The sequence below is a fragment of the Superficieibacter sp. genome (assembly GCF_032071645.1).
In the GTDB taxonomy this organism is placed as follows: Bacteria; Pseudomonadota; Gammaproteobacteria; order Enterobacterales; family Enterobacteriaceae; genus Superficieibacter.
In genome coordinates, this window is record NZ_DAMAPU010000003.1 from 15,506 (window position 1) to 40,816 (window position 25,311).

Below are 25,311 nucleotides of genomic sequence, written 5' to 3' on the forward strand. Positions count from 1 at the left end.
AAAGTCAGCCGGAATGACGGTGGTATAAAAGGATGCTGAACTATTTTCTTAAACGCCTGCTGGGGCTGATCCCAACGCTGCTGATTGTGGCGGTGCTGGTATTTTTGTTCGTGCATCTGTTGCCCGGCGACCCGGCGCGGCTGATTGCCGGTCCTGAAGCTGACGCGCAGGTGATTGAGCTGGTGCGAAAGCAGCTGGGGCTGGATCAGCCGCTGCATGTGCAGTTCTGGCATTACATTACCAACGTTTTGCAGGGCGATTTCGGCCAGTCGATGGTTTCGCGTCGTCCGGTCTCTGAAGAGATTGCCAGCCGCTTTATGCCAACGCTGTGGCTGACCCTTGCGAGTATGGCCTGGGCGGTGCTGTTTGGCCTCGTCGCCGGGATTGTCGCGGCGGTCTGGCGCAACCGCTGGCCGGACCGCCTCGGCATGACGCTTGCCGTGACCGGGATCTCCTTTCCGGCGTTTGCGCTGGGGATGCTGCTGATGCAGGTTTTCTCGGTCGAACTGGGCTGGCTACCGACGGTAGGGGCCGATAGCTGGCGGCACTACATCCTGCCTTCGCTGACGCTGGGCGCGGCGGTGGCAGCGGTGATGGCGCGTTTTACCCGCGCTTCCTTCGTTGACGTGCTGAACGAAGATTATATGCGCACCGCCAGAGCGAAAGGGGTGAGCGAGAGCCTGGTGGTGCTTAAACACGGCCTGCGCAATGCGATGATCCCGGTAGTGACGATGATGGGATTGCAGTTTGGCTTTCTGCTCGGCGGCTCTATCGTGGTGGAAAAAGTCTTTAACTGGCCCGGCCTGGGACGTTTACTGATCGACTCGGTAGAGATGCGCGACTATCCGGTGATCCAGGCGGAAGTGCTGCTGTTTTCGCTGGAGTTTATTCTTATCAATTTAATGGTGGATCTGCTTTATGCCGCGATTAATCCCGCTATCAGGTACAAATAAGTGCGACTGTTAAACTGGCGACGTCAGGCCATTCTCAACGCGATGCCCGCCGTTAAGCCCGACCGGGTGCGTACCCCGTGGCACGAATTCTGGCGGCGGTTTCGTCGCCAGCCGCTGGCAATGCTGGCGGGCGTTTTTGTTGTACTGCTCATTGGGGTTGCGGCAGTCGCGCCATGGATTGCGCCTTTTGATGCGGAAAACTACTTCGATTACGACCAGCTAAACGCCGGACCTTCCGCATTACACTGGTTTGGCGTTGATTCGCTGGGCCGCGATATCTTCAGCCGGGTGCTGGTGGGCGCGCAAATTTCCCTGACGGCAGGCGTGTTTGCGGTGCTGATTGGCGCATTTATCGGCACCGTACTGGGGCTGCTGGCGGGCTATTACGAAGGATGGTGGGACCGGATCATCATGCGCATCTGCGACGTGCTGTTTGCTTTCCCGGGGATCCTGCTGGCGATTGCGGTTGTGGCGGTGATGGGCAGCGGGATGTCGAATGTCATTATTGCGGTGGCGATTTTCTCTATCCCGGCTTTTGCCCGCCTGGTACGCGGCAATACGCTGGTGCTGAAACAGCAGACGTTTATCGAGTCGGCGCGCAGCATCGGGGCCAGCGATATGACGATTTTATTCAGCCATATTTTGCCGGGCACGGTATCGTCGATTGTGGTCTATTTTACCATGCGTATCGGCACCTCTATTATCTCCGCCGCCAGCCTTTCCTTCCTCGGCCTGGGCGCGCAGCCGCCAACACCGGAATGGGGCGCGATGCTTAACGAGGCGAGGGCGGATATGGTAATGGCTCCGCACGTGGCGCTCTTTCCGAGCCTGGCGATCTTTCTGACCGTGCTGGCGTTTAATTTACTCGGCGACGGGCTAAGGGATGCGCTGGATCCGAAGATTAAGGGGTAATGCCGTTTTAATCCCGTCAGAAATTCTGCCGTGAATTTCTGACGGGTGACGATTTAGGTTGTGAAAACTTCCGGTCCCGGCATCATGCCTGACCCATTAGCGACAGAAATCGGCTATTTTATTCGCGAGTGCCCTGCGTGCATTTTCGCTAACCGAGAGCGTGGCATTATTGACTTCGATATCCCCCTGAGCGATGCGCGCCTTCAGCCAGTCTTCCACAAAGCCGGTGGCATAGCCGCCGGTGCAGAAATCGTTGCCAAACCCTGATGCGATAATATTCGGGTAATCTTCAAGATATTTCCCGGCAGTGACATCCGGGTGGGCGCTGGCGTAGAGCCAGAACTGAATATCGTAAAGCAGGAGAGAGCACTCATCGGCATGAAGGGCGAAAAAGCCCTTTTCTTCGATAATCTGCCTGGCGATTTCGCGGATCGCTTTTTCAATATCGGCGGGGGCATCGGTGCGAGCGCACAGGTCGGCAAGCGTGGCGGAAAACGATCCGTGCTGCGCCATGTCCAGATCGGCCTGCTTGTCTTCGGCGGAGGTGTCGTACACGTCATCATGCACCAGCCCGCGAATAAAGCTTTCGAAATTTTCGGCAAGCGGCGTGATGCGGTAGTCATCTTCCTGATCGACATGCACCACGGCAGGCTCGCCCTGTGCGCCGCATTGCCGGTAGTCGAGAAACACCATATCGTGACCAGCGGAAGGGCAGTCACAAATGGCGATACCAATATCAGGATATTCCCACTCTTCTGTCCAGAAACGGCTGCCAAAACTGCCGCCCAGCGAATTCGCCTTTTCCCGACCGATCCCCATAATGCCGGTAATGGCGATATGATCCTCCGCCCAGCTTGTCGCTACGTCGGTCGGGAAGTTCAGGTTGCGGGGAATGCCGCCGTTCTGCCTTTTCATCAGCCAGAGGTACGAGGCGGGCAGACGATAACCCAACTCGTGTTCCAGTGCCTGAATCAGCGCATCGTCAGGCGGGTCGCTGATATAGTCTTTGCGGGCGTACTCGCTGTCTTCCCAGAAATCCGTCAGGTCGAAGCCGTCGAAAGGGATTGTAGTCATCGCTCAGGGTCCTTATTACGTTAATACTCGCAGCCATACGGATGAAGTTTAACGCAGTTCGCTGACGTGTCGCCCGCCAGGTCAGACCGTTTTACACCCGGCTGCCCCACAGATCATATTCGTCGGCGTTTTCGACTTTCACCCGCACCACGTCGCCGGGCTTCACGTTGGTTTCACCGTTAAGGTACACCGCGCCGTCGATTTCCGGGGCATCCGCCATGCTGCGGCCAATGGCGCCTTCTTCATCAACTTCGTCAACGATGACCAGAATTTCGCGGCCAATTTTTTCCTGTAAACGTTCGGCGGAGATTTGCTGCTGAAGCTGCATAAAGCGGTTCCAGCGCTCTTCTTTCACGTCTTCCGGCACCTGATCCGGCAGTTCGTTGGCACCCGCGCCGTCTACCGGGCTGTATTTAAAGCAGCCCACGCGGTCCAGCCGCGCTTCTTTCAGGAAGTCGAGCAGCATCTGGAAATCTTCTTCCGTCTCACCGGGGAAACCGACGATAAACGTTGAGCGCAGGGTCAGTTCCGGGCACATGTCACGCCATTGTTTGATGCGCGCCAGCTGGCGATCCACTGAGCCAGGACGTTTCATCAGCTTCAGAATGCGCGGGCTGGCGTGCTGGAGCGGAATGTCCAGATACGGCAGGATTTTGCCTTCCGCCATCAGCGGGATCACGTCGTCAACGTGCGGATACGGGTAGATGTAGTGCAGACGCGTCCAGATGCCGAGTTTAGAAAGCTGCTCGCACAGGCTGACCATGCTGGTTTTTACCGGCTCGCCGTTGTGAAAACCGGTGCGGTGTTTGACATCCACCCCGTAAGCGGAGGTGTCCTGGGAAATCACGAGGATCTCTTTTACGCCCGCATCGACCAGCCGTTTAGCTTCGCTTAACACCTCGCCAATCGGACGGCTGACCAGATCCCCGCGCATTGACGGAATAATGCAGAACGTGCAGCGATGGTTACAGCCTTCGGAAATTTTCAGGTAAGCGTAATGGCGTGGGGTGAGCTTTACACCCTGTTCCGGCACCAGGCTGAGGAATGGGTTGTGCTTCGGCTTCGGCACATAGTGATGCACATGTTGCAGCACCTGTTCGTAGCTGTGCGGACCGGTAATTTCCAGCACTTTCGGATGCACTTCGCGAATGTGATCTTCTTTGGCACCCAGGCAGCCGGTAACAATGACTTTGCCGTTTTCATTCAGCGCTTCGCCGATGGCTTCCAGCGATTCCTGAACGGCGCTGTCGATAAAGCCGCAGGTATTGACGATCACCATGTCAGCATCGTCGTAGCGGGGAACGACATCATAGCCCTCGGTGCGAAGCTCAGTCAGGATGCGTTCTGAATCGACGAGGTTTTTCGGGCAGCCAAGAGAGACAAAGCCAATACGCGGTTGTTGCATTCTAGTAAGCTCACAAAGTAGACAGTAAAAAAACCGGGCGATTTTACACGCCTTTGCGCGCAGTCTCTACTGGAAGTTTCCGTCGTGGGCTTAACGTTTTTTTATCATCAGATAAAATATTTCGTATATCGGTACGTTTTTTGAGCTGGTTCATGCTTTTGCTTAAATATTAAGCATACTGTGTAAGATGCCATAGCTGACACAGGAGGAAATAGCATGTCATTTGACAAATTTCATCACAGCCTGCTGGACAAGCTCATTGATGCCCGGGTTGACATTGATGCTTATCTGCAACTCCGTAAGGCCAAAGGCTATATGACGGTCAGCGAAAGCGATGCTTTGCGCAACCGCCTGTTTTCACTTTGTGCCGAACTGCGGCAGAACGCGCCGCAGCTAAAGAAAAATTGTACGCCACAGGAATTTGAAGCGTTACGTCATGCCGGGGAATCGGTCGCCAAAGCGGCGGTGTGCCTGATGAGCGGCCATCACGATTGCCCGCAATATGTCACCATCGATACCCATAAGCTGGGAAGCTGCCTGAACATTTTAACCCACAGTATTCAATTCCTGCGCACCTCCGCGCCTTTCGCGCAGGCCTGACCCACGGGGGAGCCTGCTCCCCCGTTTTCATTAAGTTTTTGTAAATATGACCGCATCGCCGGGACCGCTGGCTAACCTTAACGCATAGCGCAAATAAGGAGCCTGCCATGCAACGACTCGCGACCCTCTCCGTCTTAAGTTCGGTGTTATTTCTTTCTCCGCTTCAGGCGGCCCCGCTGAATGTGGAAGTGCTGCAAAATAAGCTCGATCATCCGTGGTCAATGGCATTTTTGCCGGAGGATAAGGGCTTGCTGATCACCCTGAAAGGCGGTCAGCTTCGTCACTGGCAGGCCGGGAAAGGCATTTCCGATCCGATTACCGGCGTCCCTCGCGTCTGGGCTAACGGGCAGGGCGGACTGCTGGATGTGGTGCTGGCTCCTGATTTTGCCGATTCGCGCCGCGTCTGGCTAAGCTTTGCGGAAGCGGGCGATGACGGCAAGGCGGGCACAGCGGTGGGCTATGGTCGCTTAAGTGAGGATCTGACGCGGCTGGATGATTTTCAGGTGGTATTCCGCCAGATGCCGAAGCTCTCGACCGGCAATCACTTTGGCGGGCGGCTGGTCTTCGACGGTAAGGGCTATCTTTACATCGCGCTGGGGGAAAATAACCAGCGTCCTACCGCGCAGGATCTCGATAAACTCCAGGGCAAAGTGGTGCGCCTGACCGATCAGGGCAAGATCCCGGACGATAACCCCTTTGTGAAGCAGGCGGGTGCACGCCCGGAAATCTGGTCTTACGGCATCCGCAATCCGCAGGGAATGGCCATGAATCCATGGAGCAATACGCTGTGGCTGAACGAGCACGGCCCGCGCGGTGGCGATGAAATCAATATTCCTGAAAAAGGCAAAAATTACGGCTGGCCGCTGGCGACCTGGGGTATTAACTATAGCGGGCTGCCGATCCCTGAAGCGAAGGGGGAAATCGTCGCCGGAACGGAACAGCCAGTCTATTACTGGAAAAAATCCCCGGCGATAAGCGGGATGGCGTTTTATAACGCCGATACCTTCCCGCAGTGGAAAAATAAACTGTTTATCGGCGCGCTGAAAGATCAGGATGTGATCGTGATGAGCGTGAACGGGAATAAAGTGACGGAAGACGGGCGCATTCTCGGCGATAAAAAACAGCGCATTCGCGATGTGCGCACAGGACCGGATGGCTATTTATATGTCTTAACGGACGAGTCGGACGGGGAACTGCTTAAGGTTAGCCCCGCCGGTTAGACGGGGCGGCGGGATGTTTAGCGCATCACGCGGCGCAGAATGCGGTTGCACTGTTCCTCAAACTGCGTCGCGGCCTGATCGATGGTTTTTTTACCGTAATCAATGCTTTCCCGCGCGGCGGTAAACTGCGCCAGGAACTGAAGATCTTCCAGGTAAGGCGATGAGAATGAACGGTTCGGTAGCTGGTAATACTGCTGCAAGCCCTGAACCGACGGGTCTTTATCGGACAAAATATTCGCCTCGCGCAGGGTTTTTTCGGCAATTTTGCTGATAGGTGCGCCGCGCTCAAGACCCGTGGCGCGAACGCCTGCGGGATCGCTGACCAGGAAATTCACCAGCAGGGCCGCTTCTTGCGGATGTTTTGTCGAGCGTCCGAGCGAGAACATCAGCGCCGTTTTCTGAAACTGCCCGGCATCTTTCGCGCCGGGAAGCATCGGATACGGGCCTAAAACCAGATCGGCGGACGTTTTCAGGTTATTCGCCAGCGTCGGGTACATCGCGCTCCAGCCGTACAGCCCGGCCCAGTCGCCGTTAATCCACGGTTTCATTTCATACATCATGCCCTTGCCAAAGGACGCCATGTATTTCGTGTCGGGCGCAACGTGGTTATCCGTGAGCGTTTTTAAAAAGGTAAAGGCTTCGACCAGTTCCTCATGCGTCCACGCCAGCTTGCGGGCTTTTTCATCCAGCAGCGGCTTTTGATATTTCTGATACATATACGAGCGCAGAAGCAGCAGGCCATCCTGCTCGCCAATAATTAGCGGGAAGGCGTTATCGCCGAGTTTCTCTTTGAACGTCTGGCCCGCCTGCATCAATTCGTCCCAGTTTTTCGGATAGTCGATACCGGCTTTTTTCCAGGTCACGGCGTTGTAATAGAACAGCATCACGTTGCTGGAGAGCGGGACGCCGTTAATTTTGCCATTCACGGTGGTGGTGGCCAGCGAAGCCGGAGAGAACTGATTTAAATCGAGCTGGTCTTTCACCTGATTAAGATCGTAAAAGCCGTCGCCTTTTTTCGATAATATCGTCAGCCAGTTCCAGTTGGTCTGAATAACATCCGCTTCCGTGCCGCTATTAATCTGAGTTGTCAGGCGTGAATAAAAGCCGTCCCAGCCGGTGAATTCACCTTTAACGCTGATATTCGGGTATTTCGCCTCGAAGGCTTTCATTGCTTCGAGGGTTGCCATATTACGCGCTTTGCCTCCCCACCATGCGAGGCGTAATTCCACTTTTTCGGCGCTCCACGCCGGGGTGAGGGCGCCTGCACAGCAGCCACAGACGAGGAGCAGGGACAGGTATTTTTTCATTCGGGTTCCCTCAAATACGGTTTCATAAGGCTGAAATTAATGGCGGCGAAGAGTCACCGCGAAGAAAGGTTAAGGGGAGATTTCCCCCTAACCCTTAATAAAACGGATCAGCGCATGACGCGGCGTAAAATTCGGTTTGACTGGGCTTCAAAGTCGGTAACGGCCTGCTCAACAGAGGCTTTGCCGTAATCGATTTTATCCCGCGCGGCGGTGAACTGGGTCAGGAACTGGACGTCTTCCAGATACGGCGAGGCTTTGGAGGCGTTAGGCAGGGCAAAGGACTGAAGCAGTCCGCCGATCACCGGATCGTTATCGGAAAGAATGCCTTTCTCGCGTAACGCTTGATCGGCGGTTTTGCTTAACGGCGCGCCGCGCTCAAGCCCGCCGGGAATGACCCCAGCCGGATCGTTGACCAGGAAGTTCAGCAACAGCGCCGCTTCTTGTGGATGTTTTGTCGAGCGCCCGATGGAGTACATCAGCGCCGTTTTCTGGAACTGTCCGGCATCTTTTGCATCTGGCATCATCGGATAGGGACCCACCACTAAATCGGACGGCGCTTTCAGGTTTTGCGATTCAGCCGGATACAGCGCATTCCAGCTGTATAATCCCGCCCATTCACCGTTGATCCACGGCTTCATTTCATAGTTCACGCCCTTGCCGAAAGACGCCATATATTTGGCATTGGGGATGACATGGTTATCCACCAGCTGTTGATAGAAAGTGAAGGCTTCCACCCATTCTTCATGCGTCCAGTTAAGCTTGCGCTCCTTTTCGTCAAGTATCGGCTTCTGATACTTCTGGTACATATAAGAACGCAGCAACAGCAGGCCGTCCTGCTCGCCGAGGATCAGCGGGAAGTAATTGTCCCCAAGTTTGCTTTTAAATTGCTGACCGGCCTTAAGCAGCTCATCCCAGTTTTTCGGATAGTCGATGCCCGCTTTTTTCCAGGTTTCGGCATTGTAGAAAAACAGCATTACGTTGGTGGAGAGCGGGATGGCGTTAATTTTGTTGTTTACGCGGGTGGTCGCCAGCGATTCCGCTGAGAACTGGCCCAGATCCAGCTGGTCTTTCACCAGATTCAGATCGTAAAAGCCGTCGCCTTTTTTCGACAAAATGGTCAGCCAGTTCCAGTTGGTCTGGATCACGTCCGCTTCGGTGCCGCTGTTAATTTGCGTGGTCAGGCGCGAGTAATAACCATCCCAGCCGGTATATTCGGCCTTAACCGTAATATCAGGATATTTGGCTTCAAAGGCTTTTAATGCCTCAAGGGTGGCGGTATTACGCGCTTTGCCGCCCCACCATGAGAAGCGCAGTTCGACTTTATCGGCGCTCCAGCTGGGGGCGACCATCCCGGCGCAGCAGCAGGCCAGCAGTAAAGGAACCAGTTTTTGCATTTTATTTTCCTCCGTGACGTTTTTGGCGGAATGCGGTCAGCTGTTTGACGAGCCGCATTTCCTGCGCATTCCAGGCTTTTCCTTCCGGGGTCAGTACATCATGAAACCAGAGCGCCTGTGGATCGGCTTGCCCGGTGTTGAAGCAGGTCCACGGGATCCAGGTTTGCGTTTTTCCCTGCACCAGTCCCCACTGATAGCAGCCGGTTTCAAAAGCGCTGAACAGCGGAAGCTGTTCGCTGAAGTGGCAGTCGGCGTGGCGTGCCAGCCACTCGGTACACAGCACCGGGCGCTTGCGCTGTGCCAGCATGTCGAGCATTTCCAGTTGCCGGGCGGCGGTGTTGTAATTGTGGTAGCTGATGATGTCGGACAGTTCCAGCGCGGCGGCGTCAACAGGATGGGCCAGAGGGCCGTAAAGGTGATGATCGACATGCCAGGCCCCGACGGTCAGCGGCTGGCTCGGGCCGACGGCGCGCGCCCAGTCAAAGGTGGCAATCATCAGCTTCAGCGCGTAGTCCTCAAGCGCTACGTCAACTTCCATCGATTCCGTTGCCGTCAGGTTAACGCCACGGTTGCCCGGTTCGTTGTACAAATCCCAAATCGCGATGCGCGTATCATCTTTAAAATGCCCGAGTACATCGCGGACGTAAGCCTCCACACGCGGCCATTCAGCGGGGGACATCACAATGGCGCGCCCCGGACTGGCCGCAGCCTGGCTGTTATGTACGCCCGGACGCGGCGGTTTTTGTGGGCCGCTAAACGGCTCGTCGCCGGAAAATCCGCAGTCGTCCATCAGGGTCAGCATCACCTGAATATGGTGACGATCGGCGATAGCCAGAAAGTGGTCGATACGCGCCAGCAGGCCGTCGCGATCTTCTTCCCAGATGATAAAAGGCAGATTGGTGCGCAGAGCGTTGTAGCCATATTCCTCGGCCCAGCCCAGTTCGCGGTCAATCGTTTCCGGGTCGAAGGTTTCCCGCTGCCACATCTCGGTCCAGTTCACCGCCGTTTGCGGCAAATAATTAAAACCGCAGGCCCAGCCGTGCTGCTGATACCATCCCTGCGCCTGTGCTTCACTCCACTGAAAAGTCATGCTTCACTCCTTGGGGTAATAAGATTAGCTAATCTTTATTAATCAGCAGGCGAGCGCAATAGCAGGCTACAAAATATGCAGAGCCGTTCACAAAACGAGCTTAAGAAAAAGCAGGTATAAGTGAGGTGAATAAATCAGGCGATGCGGTGCGCGGGCTGGCGCACCGCCGGGCAATCAGGTGACCGGGATCATCACCACGTTCCGCCATGCCGGACGCTCTGCCAGAGCGTGATACCAGCGCTCCAGCGCCGGGTGCGGCTGCCATTCATCCACCGTATTGAACAGGTTATAGACAAAAGGGCTGACGGCGATATCACCAAGACCGAATTCGTCGCCTGACAGCCACGGCTGTTGTTCCAGCGCCTCATCCAGCAGGGTAAACAGCGATTCGCAGGTGGCAATACCGGCGGCAATCGCCTGATGATCGCGCTGCTCCGGCGGCGTTCTCACCAGCCCCATTAAAATCACCCGGTGCGCCGGGGAGAGGGTGCCGTTGGCCCAGTCCATCCACTTATCGCCCTGCGCGCGGGCCGCCGGGGAATCAAGCCACAGGCGGCTCTGTCCATACTGGGCGGCGAGATAGCGCACGATGCTGTTGGATTCCCATAAAATCAGGTCGGTTTCATCATCGCGTAACAGTGGGACCAGACCATTAGGATTCATCGCCAGATAGTCGGCGTCATGGTTGAGGCCGTATTCAAGCCCGGCAAGAATTTGCTGATACGGAAGCTCCAGTTCCTCCAGCGTCAGGCGCACTTTTTTAACATTTGTTGAGTTATTTCTGCCCCACAGCGTGATCATAGATACCTGCCTTGTCATCGGATACGAAGAGAGTGTTTAAGATTATGTTGAAATAAAGTAAACATTTAGGCAACCGGGATCAAAGAAATCGCTCTGATTACAGCATCAGTAAACGATATTGCGTAAAATTCAAAAAAGTGACTCACAGACGTGTAAGTTATTGCGTTTGAGTGATAGCAACATGTAATGTTTGTGTGATTTAAAAGGACATTTGGGTGGCATTTATGACGCGTTCCGTTTTTTCTCTGCGCGGCCTTATGGCTGGCTCGACTCTGTTACTTCTCGTTTCGCCCGCGCTGCAGGCGGCTGAACAGCTTCCCGCTGCGCCCAGCCTCGATGCGCGTGCATGGATCCTGATTGATTACGCCAGCGGCAAAGTGCTTGCCGAGAACAACGCCGATCAGCAACTCGATCCGGCAAGTTTAACCAAGATCATGACCAGCTATGTGACCGGGCAGGCGTTAAAAGCGGGTAAGATCAAGCTGACCGATATGGTCACTATTGGCAAAGATGCGTGGGCGACCGGCAACCCGGCGCTGCGCGGCTCCTCGCTGATGTTCCTGAAGCCAGGCGACCAGGTTTCGGTAGAGGATCTCAATAAAGGCGTGATTATTCAGTCCGGCAACGATGCCAGTATCGCCATTGCCGATCATGTCGCGGGCAGCCAGGATGCCTTCATCAGTTTGATGAACAACTACGCGCAGAAGCTGGGGCTGACCAATACCACCTTTAAAACGGTACACGGGCTGGATGCGCCGGGACAATTCAGTACCGCGCGCGACATGGCGCTGCTGACCAAAGCCATGATCCATGACGTGCCGGATGAGTACGCCATCCACAAAGAAAAAGAGTACACCTTCAACAAAATCCGCCAGCCTAACCGTAACCGGCTGCTGTGGAGCACCGGGCTGAACGCCGACGGCGTAAAAACCGGGACCACCGCAGGTGCAGGCTATAACCTGGTGGCCTCCGCCACCCAGGGCGATATGCGCCTGATTTCCGTGGTTCTTGGCACCAAAACGGACCGCATCCGCTTTAATGAATCTGAAAAACTGCTGACCTGGGGTTTCCGCTTTTACGAAACCGTGACGCCGATTAAACCTGAAGCGACCTTTGTGAATCAGCGCGTGTGGTTTGGTAATACCAGCGAAGCGAAGCTGGGCGCGGGTGAGGCGGGTTCAGTCACTATCCCCAGAGGGCAGCTTAAGAATCTGAAAGCCAGCTATTCGCTGACCCAGCCGCAGCTTACCGCGCCGCTGGAGAAAGGCCAGGTGGTGGGCACCATCGACTTTAAGTTGAATGACAAAACCATTGAGCAGCGCCCGCTGGTAGTGATGGAAGCGGTGGAAGAGGGCGGATTCTTCGGTCGCATGTGGGATTACGTGCTGATGAAATTCCACGAATGGTTCGGCAGCTGGTTCTCTTAAGGTCAATAGAGTAAATCTATCGACTGCGCTTTCGCCAGCGCCGTCAGTTCTTCATCGGGCTGGCGATCGCTGGCGATGGCGTCAAAGCAGGTTAATTCACCCATCCGCGCCGGGCGCACCTTGCCAAATTTACTGTGATCCACCACCAGCACATGGTAGCGCGCATGGCGCATCGCCCACTGTTTAACCGGCAGTTCATCAAGATTAAAACAGGTTGCCCCGTGGTGCGGATCAATCCCCGCAGCGGAGTAAAACGCGATATCCGGGCTTAAATGGCCCAGCGTTTCCTGAAGCGTCAGCGGTTTGAAAATGGCATTGCTGGCGTGAAACTCGCCGCCGCAGAGGATCACCCGGCACAGGGGTTTTTCCTGGAGCGCGAGAAAAGTGTTAAGCGAGTAACAGACACCGGTGAAGGGGAGGTCGTCGCTAATGGCTTCGATAATCCACGGCGTGGTGGTGCCGCAGTCAAAAAACGCCATCTGATGCGCTTTAAGCAGCGCGGCCGCGTGGCGTGCCGCCGTGCGTTTCTCCTCCACCAGCCGGGTTTTTTGATCGCTGATGAGGTAGTGGCTGGCCCCGCGTGGCTCCAGTACGATATAACCGCCGAGTAACACCACCGGCCCGCCGTGGCTGTTGAGGTCGCGACGGATGGTCATCTCTGAAACATCAAGCAGGGCCGCGGCCTCTTTAAGATGCAGTTTATCGCTGCGTTTCAGCGCATGGATCAGTTTGCCAATCCGTTCGTCACGTCGCGTTTCCATAATTCCCCGGCAGATGTTTTCGTCAGCGAGCAATATTACCTGCCCGCAGGCCGCTAGTCACGCACCCACCCTTTGCGGATCGGCACTGAGAAGCCGATCCGGTAAAGCTGTTGCAGCCGCTGATAAATCAACGTACCGGCCAGCAGCCAGATTATCTGCGCGACCATACAGCCGGTCATCGCCGCCAGCAGACCGCCCAGCATATCCAGCGGCCAGTGGACGCCGAGATAAACGCGCGACCAGGCAATGGCGCAGGCCATCATCAGCAGGATCGCCCCTGACCACAGGCGATGCCAGCACACGAATGCCAGCGCGAAGGTAAAGGCGATAGTGCCGTGGTTACTGGGAAAGGCGTTATTGGCTTTATGGCTAAGGAAGTTATAACCTACGCCCGCCGCAAACGGGCGCTCGTGCGGGAAAAGGGTGCCGATAAACCAGGAAAGGGTCAGGCTGACCACCATCGCCAGGGTGACTTTGACAACCAGCTGGCGCTGGGCGCAGACCTGGCTGCGTGGCCCCCACAGCCAGAGCGCGATGGCCATCAGCGGGACGATTTTAATCAGGTCGTCGGCAACCATGCGTGCCACCGTCAGGCTCCACGGGGGAGAATCCGGCGTGGCGTTAATAAGATTGAAAAGGGCGTAATTGATATTTTCCAGCATTATTCCGTACCTGATGTAAAAGCATCGCACTGTTCCGGGGCTGCTCACATTAAGAGTCAGTCGGGAGGGGGTAAAGCGGTTTTATCTTATATATCCAGATGTTTATGGACTGTTTAAGAAACTGATCGACCTGATTAAGGTAAGCCTGCAACATTAAGCTAACCTTAATCACTTCATTTTACGGGCAGCACTTTATCCGCTATCGCCAAATGCAGCATTTGATTACACTTGGCGCGTTTTTTCCTTATTAAGAGATTCCATGCAAAATCAATTATCTTCCGGCAAACGTCTGGGCCGTCAGGCACTGCTGTTTCCGCTATGTCTGGTACTCTACGAGTTCTCTACCTATATCGGCAATGACATGATCCAGCCGGGGATGCTGGCGGTGGTTGAGCAATACCAGGCCGGGATTGAATGGGTGCCGACGTCAATGACCGCCTACCTGGCTGGCGGCATGTTTCTCCAGTGGCTGCTGGGGCCGCTTTCAGATCGTATTGGCCGTCGCCCTGTGATGCTGACCGGGGTGATATGGTTTATCGTGACCTGCCTGGCGACGCTGCTGGCGCAAAATATCGAACAGTTCACCGCGCTGCGTTTTTTGCAGGGTATCAGCCTGTGCTTTATCGGCGCGGTGGGCTACGCCGCGATCCAGGAATCCTATGAGGAAGCGGTGTGCATCAAAATCACCGCGCTGATGGCGAATGTGGCGCTGATTGCGCCGCTGCTGGGACCGCTGGTGGGCGCCGCATGGGTGCACGTCGCCCCATGGGAAACCATGTTTGTGCTGTTCGCTGTCCTCTCCGCTATCGCTTTTTTTGGCCTGCAACGGGCGATGCCGGAAACCGCGACGCGTCTCGGTGAGAAACTGTCCCTGCGCGAGCTGGGGCACGACTACAAACTGGTGATGAAGAACGGACGCTTTGTGGCGGGCGCGCTGGCGGGCGGGTTTGTCAGCCTGCCGCTACTGGCGTGGATCGCCCAGTCGCCCATTATCATCATTACCGGCGAGCAGGCTACCAGCTATGAGTATGGTCTTCTTCAGGTGCCTGTTTTTGGCGCGCTGATCATGGGCAATCTGGTGCTGGCGCGGCTGACATCGCGGCGTACCATACGTTCACTCATCATTATGGGCGGCTGGCCGATTGTCGCCGGGCTGCTGGTTTCGGCAGTGGCGACGGTGGTTTCTTCACATGCCTATCTGTGGATGACGCTGGGGCTAAGCCTGTATGCCTTCGGCATCGGGGTAGCCAACGCCGGGCTGGTTCGCCTGACGCTGTTTGCCAGCGAGATGAGTAAAGGCACGGTTTCCGCCGCCATGGGGATGCTGCAAATGCTGATTTTCACCGTCGGCATTGAAGTGAGTAAACATGCGTATCTGCTGGGGGGCAACGGCCTGTTCAGCCTGTTTAATCTGGCAAACGGCCTGATATGGGTCGGGCTGATAGTGATTTTCCTGAAAGATAAAACGGTGGGGAATTCACGGGATTAATAATAAGGAGCCGGACGATTGTCCGGCTCAATAAACGTTAATTAAAAGGCGTTTCCTGTTTTAACACCTTATCGATAATTCCCAGCACGCCCTCATCGTTATTCCGCGGTGCCTCAAAGCGGGCCACCGCTTTCACGACTTCTGAAGCATTGGACATTGCAAAGCTGTATTTCGCCTGACGCAGCATTTCGATATCGTTGCCGCTGTCGCCAAACGCCACCACTTCGCTGTCGTCGATATTCCAGCGCTGTTGCAACAGCCGCAGGCCGTTGGCTTTATGAATACCCGGAATAATCAAATCAATGCTGCCGTGCCCGGTGGTCACGGCGGTCATCATATTGCCGAGCGAGGCGTGTAAAGACGCCTGCATTTCCGGCACCAGGGTATCGGGAATATTCAGTCCGAATTTCAGGAAGGTGTCGTCGAGATCGTCAAAGCTATCGACCTCTTCCAGGCGGTGATAATACTTCGCGGCAATGGCCTTAAAGGCATCATCGTAGCGGCGCAGGGTATAGGCGCTGTTTTTGCCGCAGGCGATAATTTCGATATCCGCCAGCGTCTGGAGGTGTTCCACTACCGCGCTGAAATGGTCATCAGGCACATTACAGTTGAACACATCTTCTCCGGCATCCACTACCCAGCCGCCGTTTTCAGCGACGAACGCAATCTCATGGGCGATCTCCGGGAAGAAGGAGATGAGCTGATAATACTGATTGCCGCTCGCTACCACAAAGCGAATGCCGCGCTGTTTCATCTGCTGATACTGCGCCATGAAACGTTCGCGATTATAAATTTTAGCATCGCTGAGAAAGGTGCCATCCATGTCGACGGCGATAAGTTTGATGCCCATCAATGACTCTCCATAGCAGGTTTGGATTCAGGTTTTGCGACCGCCCTGGCGACCAGCGCGGCAATAATCACCAGCCCGAGCACCAGCATCATTGCGCTGCGCAGGCCATAATGCTCGCCGAGGAAGCCGAGCAGCGGCGGGCCGACCAGGAAGGCGAGGTAGCCGGTGATAGCGACCACGCTCACCCGCGTCGGCGCGTCCGGGCCGGTATCGCTGGCGGCCGAAATGGTCAGCGGGAAGCCCAGTGACGCCCCCAGTCCCCACAGCAGGACCGACACGCCCGCCACCCAGGGGCTATCGACGAAGATAATCAGACCAATGCCCAGCGCGCCCATGATTGCACAGGCGCGTACCACTGCCACCCGGCTGTAACGGTCAATAAACCAGCCGCCGCTGAAGCGACCGAGAGTCATGCCGAGGGTGAAACCGGTATAGATCAGCGAGCCGGAAGTCGGGCTGAAGCCGTGGCCGTCCACCATCAGCAGCGGCAGCCAGTCGTTGGCGGAGCCTTCGGCAAACGCCATCGCCAGCACCACCACGCCAATCAGCATCAGCTGCACATCGCGATAAAACGGCAGCCCCTTTTCCCCGGCGGCTTTTGACTCTTCGCTATCCTGGCCCGTGCCGTCCGGGATGGCTTTAATGCAGATGAGAATAGGGGCAAACGCCGCCAGCCCGGCCAGCAGAATATGAATATTCGCGCTGATGCCCAGGGCGGTCAGCGTCATGCCAATGCCTGCGCCGACCAGCGTACCGAAGCTGTAAAAACCGTGCATCATCGGCAGCACCGTTTTATTGATTTCGCGCTCCACCGTCGCGCCCTCAACGTTAATGGCGACTTCCGCCGAGCCGAAACTGCCGCCAAACACCGCCAGCCCGAAGGCAAAAAACGTTGCCGATGCGCACCATAATGCTGCACTCATAACCAGCATCCCCAGCGCCGCGCCCAGCATCGTGATACGGATCACCTTGCGCGTGCCGTAACGTTTAACCAGCCAGGCCGAGCAAAGAATGCCGCTCATCGAGCCAATGGACAGGCCAAACAGCACGATCCCCATTTCCGCCGTCGAGACGGATAAGACATCGCGAATTGCGGGAGTTCGTGAAGCCCAGGAGGCCATTAACAGGCCGGGTATAAAAAAGAACATGAACAGCGCCCAGGTGCGTAACTGTAGGGCCTTGCGTGGCGTCATTGCTGTTTTCCCTATGCACAATAAAATTTACCGCAGACAACACTAGCAAGTCGTTGTACATTTGTACATAAACTCGCTATGAGGAATTTTAATGGCTCGTGCTCCTAACGATCCCCATCGCCGGGAAAAAATCCTGCTGGCCACCCTGGAAACCATCGCCGCTCATGGCATTAATGCGGTTACGCACCGCAAAATTGCCCAGTGCGCCGGGGTGCCGCTGGGATCGCTGACCTACTATTTCACCGGCATAGACGCGCTGCTTGAAGAGGCGTTTGCCGGTTTTACCGAACAAATGTCGGTCCAGTATTTAGCATTTTTTGACCATGTGGATAACCGCGAGCAGGCGGCAGAGGCTATCACGGCGTTAATTTTCAGCGCCCAGATGACCACCGCGAGGAATATGGAACTGATGTACCAGCTGTATGCCTATATCAGTAAAAAACCGGCGCTGAAAGAGGTGATGCAAAACTGGATGCTGCGCAGCCAGCAGACGCTGGAACGCTGGTTTGACCCGGTCACTGCCCGCGCGCTGGACGCCTTTATCGAAGGCATGACGCTGCATTACGTGATTGACCGCCAGCCGCTGACGCGCGATGAAATCCGCCGTATGGTGGCGAGGATTGCGGGTGAGAGAGCGGGGAGAGAGTAAATTTCAGGCAATAAAAAACCCATCAACCTTGAACCAAAACGGCGGGGTTGATGGGCTCCACAAATTTGGGGACATCAAAGAAAAGCAGTGGCACTAATTAAGACTGGCGACCCTGCGAAAAGTTCTCCGCAGTTGCAAAATAATTTCGTTTCACCGCTAACTTCAGTTTTATCCTAAGCCGGGCCAGATAATGATAATCAGCGTCCCCGCCAGCGTCAGCAGCACGTTGGCGATCGCATAGGTGCCCGCATAGCCCAGCGCGGGAATATTGCTGCGGGCAGTATCACTGATGATTTCCATCGCTGGCGCACAGGTGCGTGCGCCCATCATCGCGCCAAACAGCAGCGCGCGGTTCATGCGCAGCACGTAGGCACCGAACAAAAAGCAGATCACCACGGGCACGAGACTGACGAGTAAACCGGCGATCAGCATTTGTCCGCCAATCGCGCCGAGGCCGTGACCGATACCGCTTCCGGCGCTTAACCCGACGCCCGCCATAAAGACCATCAGGCCAAACTCTTTTACCATTGTCAGTGCGCCCTGCGGGATGTAGCCGAAGGTCGGATGGTTGGCGCGCAGGAAACCGAGCATGATCCCGGCGAACAGCAGACCCGCCGCGTTACCGACACCAAAGCTGAACGAGCTGAACTGGAAGGTGATCATGCCGATCATCAGGCCGACAATAAAGAAGGCGCAGAAGGCCAGCAGATCCGTGACCTGGCTGTGAATGGAAATAAAGCCGATGCGATCGGCGATGGTTTTGACCCGGCGGGCGTCGCCGCTCACCTGGAGAACGTCCCCTTTGTTCAGCACCACGTTGTCATCAATCGGCATTTCAATCTGGCTGCGGATCACCCGGTTTAAAAAGCAGCCGTGATCGGTCAGCTTAAGCTGCGCCAGGCGGCGGCCCACTGCGTTGTGGTTTTTGACGACGATCTCTTCGGTCACGATGCGCATATCCAGCAAATCGCGGTCAAACACTTCCTTACCGTTGCGGAAGCTGGGGTCGAGACGGGCGTGGGCATCCGGGTAGCCGACCAGCGCGATCTCATCGCCCATCTGCAGCACCGCGTCGCCGTCCGGGTTTGCCAGAATACCGTTACGGCGGATGCGCTCAATGTAACAGCCGGTCTGACGGTAAATCCCCAGCTCGCGCAGGTTTTTGCCGTCGGCCCACTCGACCAGTTCCGGGCCAACGCGATAGGCGCGGATCACCGGTAAATACACCTTACGGTTAACGTCTGCATCCAGGCCGCGCTCGCGGGCGATTTGCTGTGCGCTGGTTTGCAGATCCTGATGCTGAAGTTTTGGTAAATAGCGCGCGCCGAAAATCAGGCTGACGAGGCCGATGAGATACGTCAGTGCATAACCCAGGCTTAAGTTATCAAGCGCCTGGGCCAGTTGGCTGCCCTGCATTCCCGAATGGCGGAGGGTGTCTCCTGCGCCAACCAGCACCGGGGTAGATGTCATGGAGCCCGCCAGCATACCGGCCGTCAGGCCGATATCCCAGCCGAACAGCCTGCCCAAACCCAGGGCAATCAGCAGAGCGCTACCGACCATCACCAGCGCCAACATTAAATAATTCTTACCATCGCGAAAAAAAATAGAGAAAAAATTGGGTCCGGCTTCAACGCCAACACAAAAAATAAACAGCATAAAGCCCAAATTTAACGCATCTGTGTTAATGCTGAAGTGCTGCTGTCCCAGTAATAACGAGACGACCAAAACGCCAATGGAATTACCGAGTTGTACTGAACCCAGGCGTAATTTACCAAGGCAAAGACCCAGTGCAAGAACAACAAATAATAACAGGATGTAATTCCCGTTTAACAATTCTGCGACGTTTATATTCACGGAAGCTAACTTCTTGTTTACGAGTAACGTGTTGAAAGAGATAGTTTTTTGGGCTACTGTTTGACGCAGGTTTGAAAGCCATTAACAACAACGCGCGCCTGTTTATTACCTGAAACAGAGCGCTAGTTTAATCGTTCCTGAATGCGACGGCTAGTAACAATCGTATGTACTCGCGTAGGTGCTTTTTGGGCAAGGAATGCCGTCATGCTTTATCAGACTGGGTGCCATTAATGGCTAAAAGTGGGTTCGATAGAGAAAGAATCAGGAGGATCCTTTGAAGTCTGAACGGGGTTGGGCGGGAATTATCTGCTGCTTTTTACTCTTTATAGTGGTTTGCCTTTCTCTGACAATGAAAGTGCAGGGGGCTTTTCGGGCTTCCGGGAATCCGGAGCTGGGCCTGTTGTTTTTTATTCTGCCAGGCGCTGCGGCCAGCTTTATGTCGGCCCGGCATCGGGTAATTCGGCCTTTACTGGGCGCAATGCTTGCCGCGCCGCTGTGTCTGGTGGTGATGCGTCTGTTTTTTGTTTCCCAGCGCTCGCTGTGGCAGGAGCTGGCGTGGTTGTTAAGCGCGGTTTTCTGGTGCGCGCTGGGGGCGTTATGCTTTTTGTTCATCAGCTCTTTGCTGGAGAGTAAAAGCAAATAACGTGGGCTTTCGGTAAAAAACGCCGAAAAGATCTACCCTATACTGGTGTGGCTCCCCGGCCGTTGTCGGACAGGGGAGCATTAAATTCTTTATGCCAGACAGGAAAATGTAATGACGCCGACTATTGATCTTCTGCGTAGCCATCGCTCAATTCGCCATTTCACCGATCGCCCGATTACCGATGAGCAGCGCCACGCTATTTTAGCCAGCGCCCAGTCCGCCTCCAGTTCCAGCTTTTTACAGTGCAGTTCCATTATTCGGGTGACCGACCGCCAGATGCGCGAAACGCTGGTGACGCTAACCGGCGGGCAGCAGCACGTTGCCGAAGCCGCCGAGTTCTGGGTGTTTTGCGCCGATTTCAACCGTAATCAGCAAATCTGCCCGGATGCACAGCTCGGACTTGCCGAGCAACTGCTGCTCGGCGCGGTTGATACCGCCATGCTGGGGCAAAACGCGATGACCGCTGCGGAGTCCCTGGGGCTGGGCGGTGTATACATCGGCGGTATCCGTAACAGCATCGAAGCGGTCACCGAGCTGTTGCAGTTGCCGAAATATGTTCTGCCACTGTTTGGCCTGTGCCTCGGCTGGCCTGCGGACGACCCGCAGGTTAAACCCCGAATGCCGCAGGCCATGCTGGTTCATGAAAATCACTACCAGCCGCTCGATGATACGCAACTTGCCCACTACGATGAGCAACTGGCGAACTATTATCTGACTCGCGACAGCAATGCCCGCCGCGATACGTGGAGTGACCATATTCGCCGCACCATCATTAAAGAAAGCCGTCCTTTTATCCTCGACTATTTGCATAAGCAGGGCTGGGCAACGCGCTAGTAATCTGTATGATACGACGGTTTTTCAGGTTTTCTCAGAGAGGTAAAGGGTGAAAATTGCCATTTTGTCCCGGGACGGAACGCTCTGGTCCTGTAAACGTCTGCGAGAGGCCGCGATGCAACGCGGCCATCTGGTCGAAATCCTCGACCCGCTCTCCTGCTATATGAATATCAATCCCTCGGTTTCCTCCATTCACTATAAAGGCCGCCAGCTCCCGCATTTTGACGCGGTGATCCCGCGCATCGGTTCCGCCATCACTTTTTACGGGACGGCAGCACTGCGGCAGTTTGAGTTACTCGGCAGCTATCCGCTGAATGAATCCGTCGCCATCTCCCGCGCGCGCGACAAACTACGCTCAATGCAATTACTGGCGCGTAAAGGCATTGATTTACCGGTCACCGGCATGGCGCACTCGCCGGATGACACCAGCGATCTTATCGAGATGGTGGGCGGCGCGCCGCTGGTGGTGAAACTGGTAGAAGGCACCCAGGGGATTGGTGTGGTGCTGGCGGAAACCCGACAGGCGGCAGAAAGCGTGATTGATGCCTTTCGCGGCCTGAACGCGCACATTCTGGTGCAGGAATATATCGAAGAAGCCAAAGGCCACGATATTCGCTGCCTGGTGGTGGGCGATAGCGTCGTGGCCGCTATTGAACGCTGCGCGAAAGAGGGCGATTTTCGCTCCAATTTACATCGGGGTGGGGTGGCGAAAGTGGCCTGCATTACCGAGCGTGAACGGCAGATCGCCATTACTGCGGCCCAGACGTTAGGACTGGACGTGGCCGGGGTCGACATCCTGCGGGCAAATCGCGGGCCGCTGGTGATGGAAGTTAACGCTTCGCCCGGGCTGGAAGGCATTGAGAAGACCACCGGCATTGATATCGCCAGCCGCATGATCCAGTGGATTGAGTGCCATGCAACGCCAGAGTACTGCCTGAAAATTGGCGGATAACGCATTTTCGTCGCTCGTCATGGTATGTTCGGCGCTTTTTGCGTAAGCTATGGCGCTGATATTTTTCTTTCACGAGGTTGTACGCACTATGGATTCACTCGTCGTTCCGGGTCTGGACACGTTACGTCAATGGCTCGACGAACTGGGAATTAGCTTTTTCGAGTGTGATACCTGCCAGGCGTTGCACCTCCCGCATATGCAGAACTTCGAAGGCATTTTCGACGCCAAAATCGACATTGTCGATAACGTGGTTTTGTTTTCGGCGCTGGCTGAGGTAAAGCCTTCCGCGCTTCTCGCGCTGGCCTGTGATTTATCGGCGATTAACGCCAGCTCGCTGACGGTTAAAGCTTTTCTTGATATTCAGGATGATAACCTACCAAAACTGGTGGTCTGCCATTCTTTATCCGCCGTGCCGGGGATCACGAAAGAGCAATTTGCCTGGTTTGTCAGCCACGGCGAAGAGCAAATTTCGATGGTCATTCTTGAGGCGGGTGCAAACCAGCTGCTGTTTACGTCTGAAGACGAAGACGGACAAAAAGAAGACGTCCAGTACCATTTTCTTCACTGATCCTCCTGCTATTTAACGCAGTCGCTACCGTGGCGGCTGCGTATTGCCTTTGTTTATTCTGCCTGTAACCTGGTTTTAAAGAATTATTCACCTCCCTTTCCGATGTTTTGGCTTATCCCATAGACAAAAACTGCATAAAAAATTGATAAACAGCGTTTTTTAATCTGGGCTATGGTCTCTCACTCTGGCTACAGTTATTCTTGCCGGGCTTAAAATAGCGAGCAATGCTGTAGGGAGAGAACTTTCTCTTCTTTTCTGCGTAAGCCGAGAAAATATGCACGAATCTTGCATATCCTGAAAATGCATTCATTTGGTTCGTTTGTTAACGAACGTTGAGAAGGAAAAGAGATATGACCGCCTTTAGTAAAAAATGGTTAACAGGTCTGGTTACGGGTGCGCTGATGGCCGTCTCTGCAGGCACGCTCGCGGCTGAACAAAAAACACTCCACGTTTATAACTGGTCTGATTATATCGCCCCGGATACGGTGGCTAATTTCGAAAAAGAGACCGGCATTAAAGTGGTGTATGACGTCTTCGACTCCAATGAAGTGCTGGAAGGCAAATTAATGGCGGGAAGCACCGGGTTTGACCTGGTGGTGCCGTCTGCCAGCTTCCTGGAGCGTCAGCTTTCAGCAGGCGTGTTCCAGCCTCTGGATAAGAGCAAGCTGCCGAACTGGAAAAATCTCGATCCCGATCTGCTGAAGCTGATTGCGAAGCACGATCCCGACAATAAATACGCCATGCCGTATATGTGGGCCACCACCGGCATCGGCTATAACGTCGAAAAAGTGAAGGCGGCGCTGGGTAGCGACGCGCCGGTCAACAGCTGGGATCTGGTGATGAAGCCAGAAAATCTGGCGAAGCTGAAAAGCTGCGGCGTTTCATTCCTCGACGCACCGGAGGAAATTTTTGCCACCGTGCTGAATTACCTCGGCAAAGATCCTAACAGTACCAAAGCGGATGACTACACCGGTCCGGCAACCGACCTGCTGCTGAAGCTGCGTCCGAACATTCGCTACTTCCACTCTTCGCAGTACATCAACGATCTCGCCAACGGCGATACCTGCGTAGCCATCGGCTGGGCGGGCGACGTTTTACAGGCGGCAAATCGCGCTAAAGAAGCGAAGAACGGCGTAAATATCGCCTATTCCATTCCGAAAGAAGGGGCGCTGGCTTTCTTTGACGTCTTCGCGATGCCTGCGGATGCGAAAAACAAAGAGGAAGCGTATCAGTTCCTGAACTACCTGATGCGCCCGGAAGTGATTGCTCACGTCTCGGATCATATCTTCTATGCCAGCGCCAACAAGGCTGCAACGCCACTGGTCAGCGCCGAAGTGCGTAATAACCCGGGGATCTACCCGCCGGATGACGTGCGCGCCAAAATGTTTACCCTGAACGTGCAGGAACCAAAAATCGACCGCGTAAGAACCCGTGCGTGGACAAAAGTGAAAAGCGGTAAATAAATAGTGCGAGTCAGTCGCACCGTGATGGTGCGATTGCACTCTTTTTGGTTTATGCCGGAGAGCATTTGAGTGAACGACGCTATTCTTCGCCCGCAGGCGAAAACCCGTAAGGCGCTGACGCCGCTGCTGGAAATCCGTAATCTGACAAAATCCTTTGACGGTCAGCACGCTGTGGACGACGTCAGTCTTACCATCTATAAAGGCGAAATTTTTGCCCTGCTGGGCGCGTCGGGCTGCGGTAAATCTACGCTGCTGCGAATGCTGGCCGGATTTGAACAGCCGACCGCCGGGCAAATCGTCCTCGATGGAGTGGATCTGGCCCACGTCCCGCCGTATCAGCGGCCAATCAACATGATGTTTCAATCCTACGCGCTGTTTCCTCATATGACGGTGGAGCAAAATATCGCGTTTGGCCTGAAGCAGGACCGACTGCCGAAAGCGGAAATCAACGCGCGGGTCGCCGAAATGCTGGCGCTGGTGCATATGCAGGAATTCGCGAAACGTAAACCGCATCAGCTTTCCGGCGGTCAGCGTCAGCGCGTGGCGCTGGCGCGAAGCCTTGCCAAACGTCCGAAGCTGCTGCTGCTTGATGAGCCGATGGGCGCGCTGGATAAAAAACTGCGTGACCGGATGCAGCTCGAAGTGGTCGATATCCTTGAGCGCGTCGGCGCAACCTGCGTAATGGTGACGCACGATCAGGAAGAGGCCATGACCATGGCCGGGCGCATCGCGATCATGAACCGGGGCAAATTTGCGCAGATTGGCGAGCCGGAAGAGATTTATGAGCATCCGACCACCCGCTACAGCGCGGAATTTATCGGCTCGGTTAACGTGTTTGAAGGCGTGCTGAAAGCGCGCCATGAGGACGGCCTGGTGCTGGAATCGCCGGGGCTGGTGCATCCGCTGAAGGTCGATCCCGATGCCTCGGTGGTCGATAACGTGCCGGTGTATATCGCCCTGCGCCCGGAAAAAATCATGCTCTGCGACGACGTTCCGGCGGACGGCTTTAACTTTGCCGTCGGTGAGGTTGTTCACATTGCCTATCTTGGCGACCTGTCGATTTATCATGTGCGTCTGAAAAGCGGACAGATGATCAGCGCCCAGTTGCAGAATGACCATCGCTACCGCAAGGGAACCCCGACCTGGGGAGATGAAGTGCGTCTGTGCTGGGACGCGGATAGCTGTGTCGTGCTGACGGTTTAAGGAGCGG

At 55.2% G+C, this 25,311-nt stretch carries 24 protein-coding genes; 13 read left to right on the forward strand and 11 right to left on the reverse strand.

Going from position 1 to position 25,311, the window contains the following annotated elements:
• Positions 1-32: 32 nt before the first annotated feature.
• Positions 33-953: a glutathione ABC transporter permease GsiC gene (gene gsiC / locus RT197_RS06870; protein WP_312948644.1), complete on the forward strand. Its 921-nt coding sequence runs from the start codon at positions 33-35 to the stop codon at positions 951-953.
• Positions 954-1,865, forward strand: a complete 912-nt coding sequence (gene gsiD, locus RT197_RS06875; protein ID WP_312948646.1) for a glutathione ABC transporter permease GsiD — start codon at positions 954-956, stop codon at positions 1,863-1,865.
• A gap of 96 nt (positions 1,866-1,961) precedes the next feature.
• Here gsiD and RT197_RS06880 read toward each other — a convergent pair whose 3' ends face one another.
• Entirely contained in the window at positions 1,962-2,939 is a 978-nt protein-coding gene (locus RT197_RS06880; protein WP_312948648.1) for an SMI1/KNR4 family protein, read from the reverse strand.
• A gap of 91 nt (positions 2,940-3,030) precedes the next feature.
• Positions 3,031-4,344: a 30S ribosomal protein S12 methylthiotransferase RimO gene (gene rimO / locus RT197_RS06885; protein WP_312948650.1), complete on the reverse strand. Its 1,314-nt coding sequence runs from the start codon at positions 4,342-4,344 to the stop codon at positions 3,031-3,033.
• Between the two features lie 216 nt (positions 4,345-4,560).
• Between rimO and RT197_RS06890 the strand changes: the two genes are divergently transcribed.
• Positions 4,561-4,944 (forward strand): biofilm formation regulator BssR, encoded by a 384-nt coding sequence (locus RT197_RS06890; protein ID WP_312948651.1) that lies wholly within the window; start codon positions 4,561-4,563, stop codon positions 4,942-4,944.
• A gap of 107 nt (positions 4,945-5,051) precedes the next feature.
• Positions 5,052-6,164, forward strand: coding sequence for a PQQ-dependent sugar dehydrogenase (locus tag RT197_RS06895; protein WP_312948653.1), 1,113 nt, complete (start codon positions 5,052-5,054; stop codon positions 6,162-6,164).
• 17 nt (positions 6,165-6,181) lie between these two features.
• Here the strand turns inward: RT197_RS06895 and RT197_RS06900 are convergent, their stop codons facing one another.
• The 4 genes from RT197_RS06900 to RT197_RS06915 all read right to left on the reverse strand — a co-directional run bounded on the left by RT197_RS06900 (position 6,182) and on the right by RT197_RS06915 (position 10,756).
• A complete protein-coding gene (locus RT197_RS06900) occupies positions 6,182-7,471 on the reverse strand; it encodes an ABC transporter substrate-binding protein (RefSeq protein ID WP_312948655.1) in 1,290 nt (429 codons plus the stop codon).
• 107 nt (positions 7,472-7,578) lie between these two features.
• Entirely contained in the window at positions 7,579-8,865 is a 1,287-nt protein-coding gene (locus RT197_RS06905) for an ABC transporter substrate-binding protein (RefSeq protein ID WP_312948657.1), read from the reverse strand.
• Position 8,866: 1 nt separating this feature from the next.
• Positions 8,867-9,955 (reverse strand): 1,4-beta-xylanase, encoded by a 1,089-nt coding sequence (locus RT197_RS06910; protein ID WP_312948659.1) that lies wholly within the window; start codon positions 9,953-9,955, stop codon positions 8,867-8,869.
• A 174-nt stretch (positions 9,956-10,129) separates the two neighbouring features.
• Positions 10,130-10,756: a glutathione S-transferase family protein gene (locus tag RT197_RS06915; RefSeq protein WP_312948661.1), complete on the reverse strand. Its 627-nt coding sequence runs from the start codon at positions 10,754-10,756 to the stop codon at positions 10,130-10,132.
• A 224-nt stretch (positions 10,757-10,980) separates the two neighbouring features.
• On the opposite strand from RT197_RS06915, the gene dacC reads away from it, so the two are divergent.
• Complete coding sequence (gene dacC / locus RT197_RS06920; RefSeq protein WP_312949462.1) at positions 10,981-12,183, forward strand: serine-type D-Ala-D-Ala carboxypeptidase; 1,203 nt, start codon at positions 10,981-10,983, stop codon at positions 12,181-12,183.
• A gap of 2 nt (positions 12,184-12,185) precedes the next feature.
• Here dacC and deoR read toward each other — a convergent pair whose 3' ends face one another.
• Positions 12,186-12,944 carry a DNA-binding transcriptional repressor DeoR gene (gene deoR, locus RT197_RS06925; protein ID WP_312948663.1) on the reverse strand — a complete coding sequence of 253 codons (759 nt, stop codon included), beginning with the start codon at positions 12,942-12,944 and terminating at the stop codon, positions 12,186-12,188.
• A 53-nt stretch (positions 12,945-12,997) separates the two neighbouring features.
• Positions 12,998-13,606 carry an undecaprenyl-diphosphate phosphatase gene (ybjG, locus tag RT197_RS06930; protein WP_312948665.1) on the reverse strand — a complete coding sequence of 203 codons (609 nt, stop codon included), beginning with the start codon at positions 13,604-13,606 and terminating at the stop codon, positions 12,998-13,000.
• Positions 13,607-13,865: 259 nt separating this feature from the next.
• Between ybjG and RT197_RS06935 the strand changes: the two genes are divergently transcribed.
• Positions 13,866-15,095 carry an MFS transporter gene (locus tag RT197_RS06935; protein WP_312948666.1) on the forward strand — a complete coding sequence of 410 codons (1,230 nt, stop codon included), beginning with the start codon at positions 13,866-13,868 and terminating at the stop codon, positions 15,093-15,095.
• 37 nt (positions 15,096-15,132) lie between these two features.
• Here RT197_RS06935 and RT197_RS06940 read toward each other — a convergent pair whose 3' ends face one another.
• Together RT197_RS06940 and RT197_RS06945 are read right to left on the reverse strand one after the other, a co-directional pair.
• Positions 15,133-15,945, reverse strand: a complete 813-nt coding sequence (locus RT197_RS06940; RefSeq protein WP_312948667.1) for a Cof-type HAD-IIB family hydrolase — start codon at positions 15,943-15,945, stop codon at positions 15,133-15,135.
• On the reverse strand, positions 15,945-17,138 hold the full coding sequence (locus tag RT197_RS06945) for an MFS transporter (RefSeq protein ID WP_312948668.1): 1,194 nt from the start codon (positions 17,136-17,138) through the stop codon (positions 15,945-15,947). The genes RT197_RS06940 and RT197_RS06945 overlap by 1 nt, the downstream gene beginning before the upstream one ends.
• A 91-nt stretch (positions 17,139-17,229) precedes the next feature.
• Between RT197_RS06945 and RT197_RS06950 the strand changes: the two genes are divergently transcribed.
• Positions 17,230-17,787: a TetR/AcrR family transcriptional regulator gene (locus tag RT197_RS06950; protein WP_312948670.1), complete on the forward strand. Its 558-nt coding sequence runs from the start codon at positions 17,230-17,232 to the stop codon at positions 17,785-17,787.
• Positions 17,788-17,955: 168 nt separating this feature from the next.
• Here RT197_RS06950 and RT197_RS06955 read toward each other — a convergent pair whose 3' ends face one another.
• Complete coding sequence (locus RT197_RS06955) at positions 17,956-19,641, reverse strand: aspartate:alanine antiporter (RefSeq protein ID WP_312948672.1); 1,686 nt, start codon at positions 19,639-19,641, stop codon at positions 17,956-17,958.
• A 274-nt stretch (positions 19,642-19,915) separates the two neighbouring features.
• Here RT197_RS06955 and RT197_RS06960 point away from each other — a divergent pair, with 274 nt between their 5' ends.
• The 6 genes from RT197_RS06960 to potG all read left to right on the forward strand — a co-directional run bounded on the left by RT197_RS06960 (position 19,916) and on the right by potG (position 25,304).
• Positions 19,916-20,284 (forward strand): inner membrane protein YbjM, encoded by a 369-nt coding sequence (locus tag RT197_RS06960; protein WP_312948674.1) that lies wholly within the window; start codon positions 19,916-19,918, stop codon positions 20,282-20,284.
• A 111-nt stretch (positions 20,285-20,395) separates the two neighbouring features.
• The gene (gene nfsA / locus RT197_RS06965; RefSeq protein WP_312948676.1) at positions 20,396-21,118 is read left to right on the forward strand and encodes an oxygen-insensitive NADPH nitroreductase; all 723 of its coding nucleotides are present in this window, start codon (positions 20,396-20,398) and stop codon (positions 21,116-21,118) included.
• A gap of 49 nt (positions 21,119-21,167) precedes the next feature.
• Positions 21,168-22,070 (forward strand): 30S ribosomal protein S6--L-glutamate ligase, encoded by a 903-nt coding sequence (gene rimK / locus RT197_RS06970; RefSeq protein ID WP_312948678.1) that lies wholly within the window; start codon positions 21,168-21,170, stop codon positions 22,068-22,070.
• An 88-nt stretch (positions 22,071-22,158) separates the two neighbouring features.
• Entirely contained in the window at positions 22,159-22,638 is a 480-nt protein-coding gene (locus RT197_RS06975; RefSeq protein WP_312948680.1) for a YbjN domain-containing protein, read from the forward strand.
• Between the two features lie 350 nt (positions 22,639-22,988).
• The gene (gene potF, locus RT197_RS06980; protein ID WP_312948682.1) at positions 22,989-24,101 is read left to right on the forward strand and encodes a spermidine/putrescine ABC transporter substrate-binding protein PotF; all 1,113 of its coding nucleotides are present in this window, start codon (positions 22,989-22,991) and stop codon (positions 24,099-24,101) included.
• A 69-nt stretch (positions 24,102-24,170) separates the two neighbouring features.
• Positions 24,171-25,304: a putrescine ABC transporter ATP-binding subunit PotG gene (potG, locus tag RT197_RS06985; RefSeq protein ID WP_312948684.1), complete on the forward strand. Its 1,134-nt coding sequence runs from the start codon at positions 24,171-24,173 to the stop codon at positions 25,302-25,304.
• Positions 25,305-25,311 lie beyond the last annotated feature (7 nt).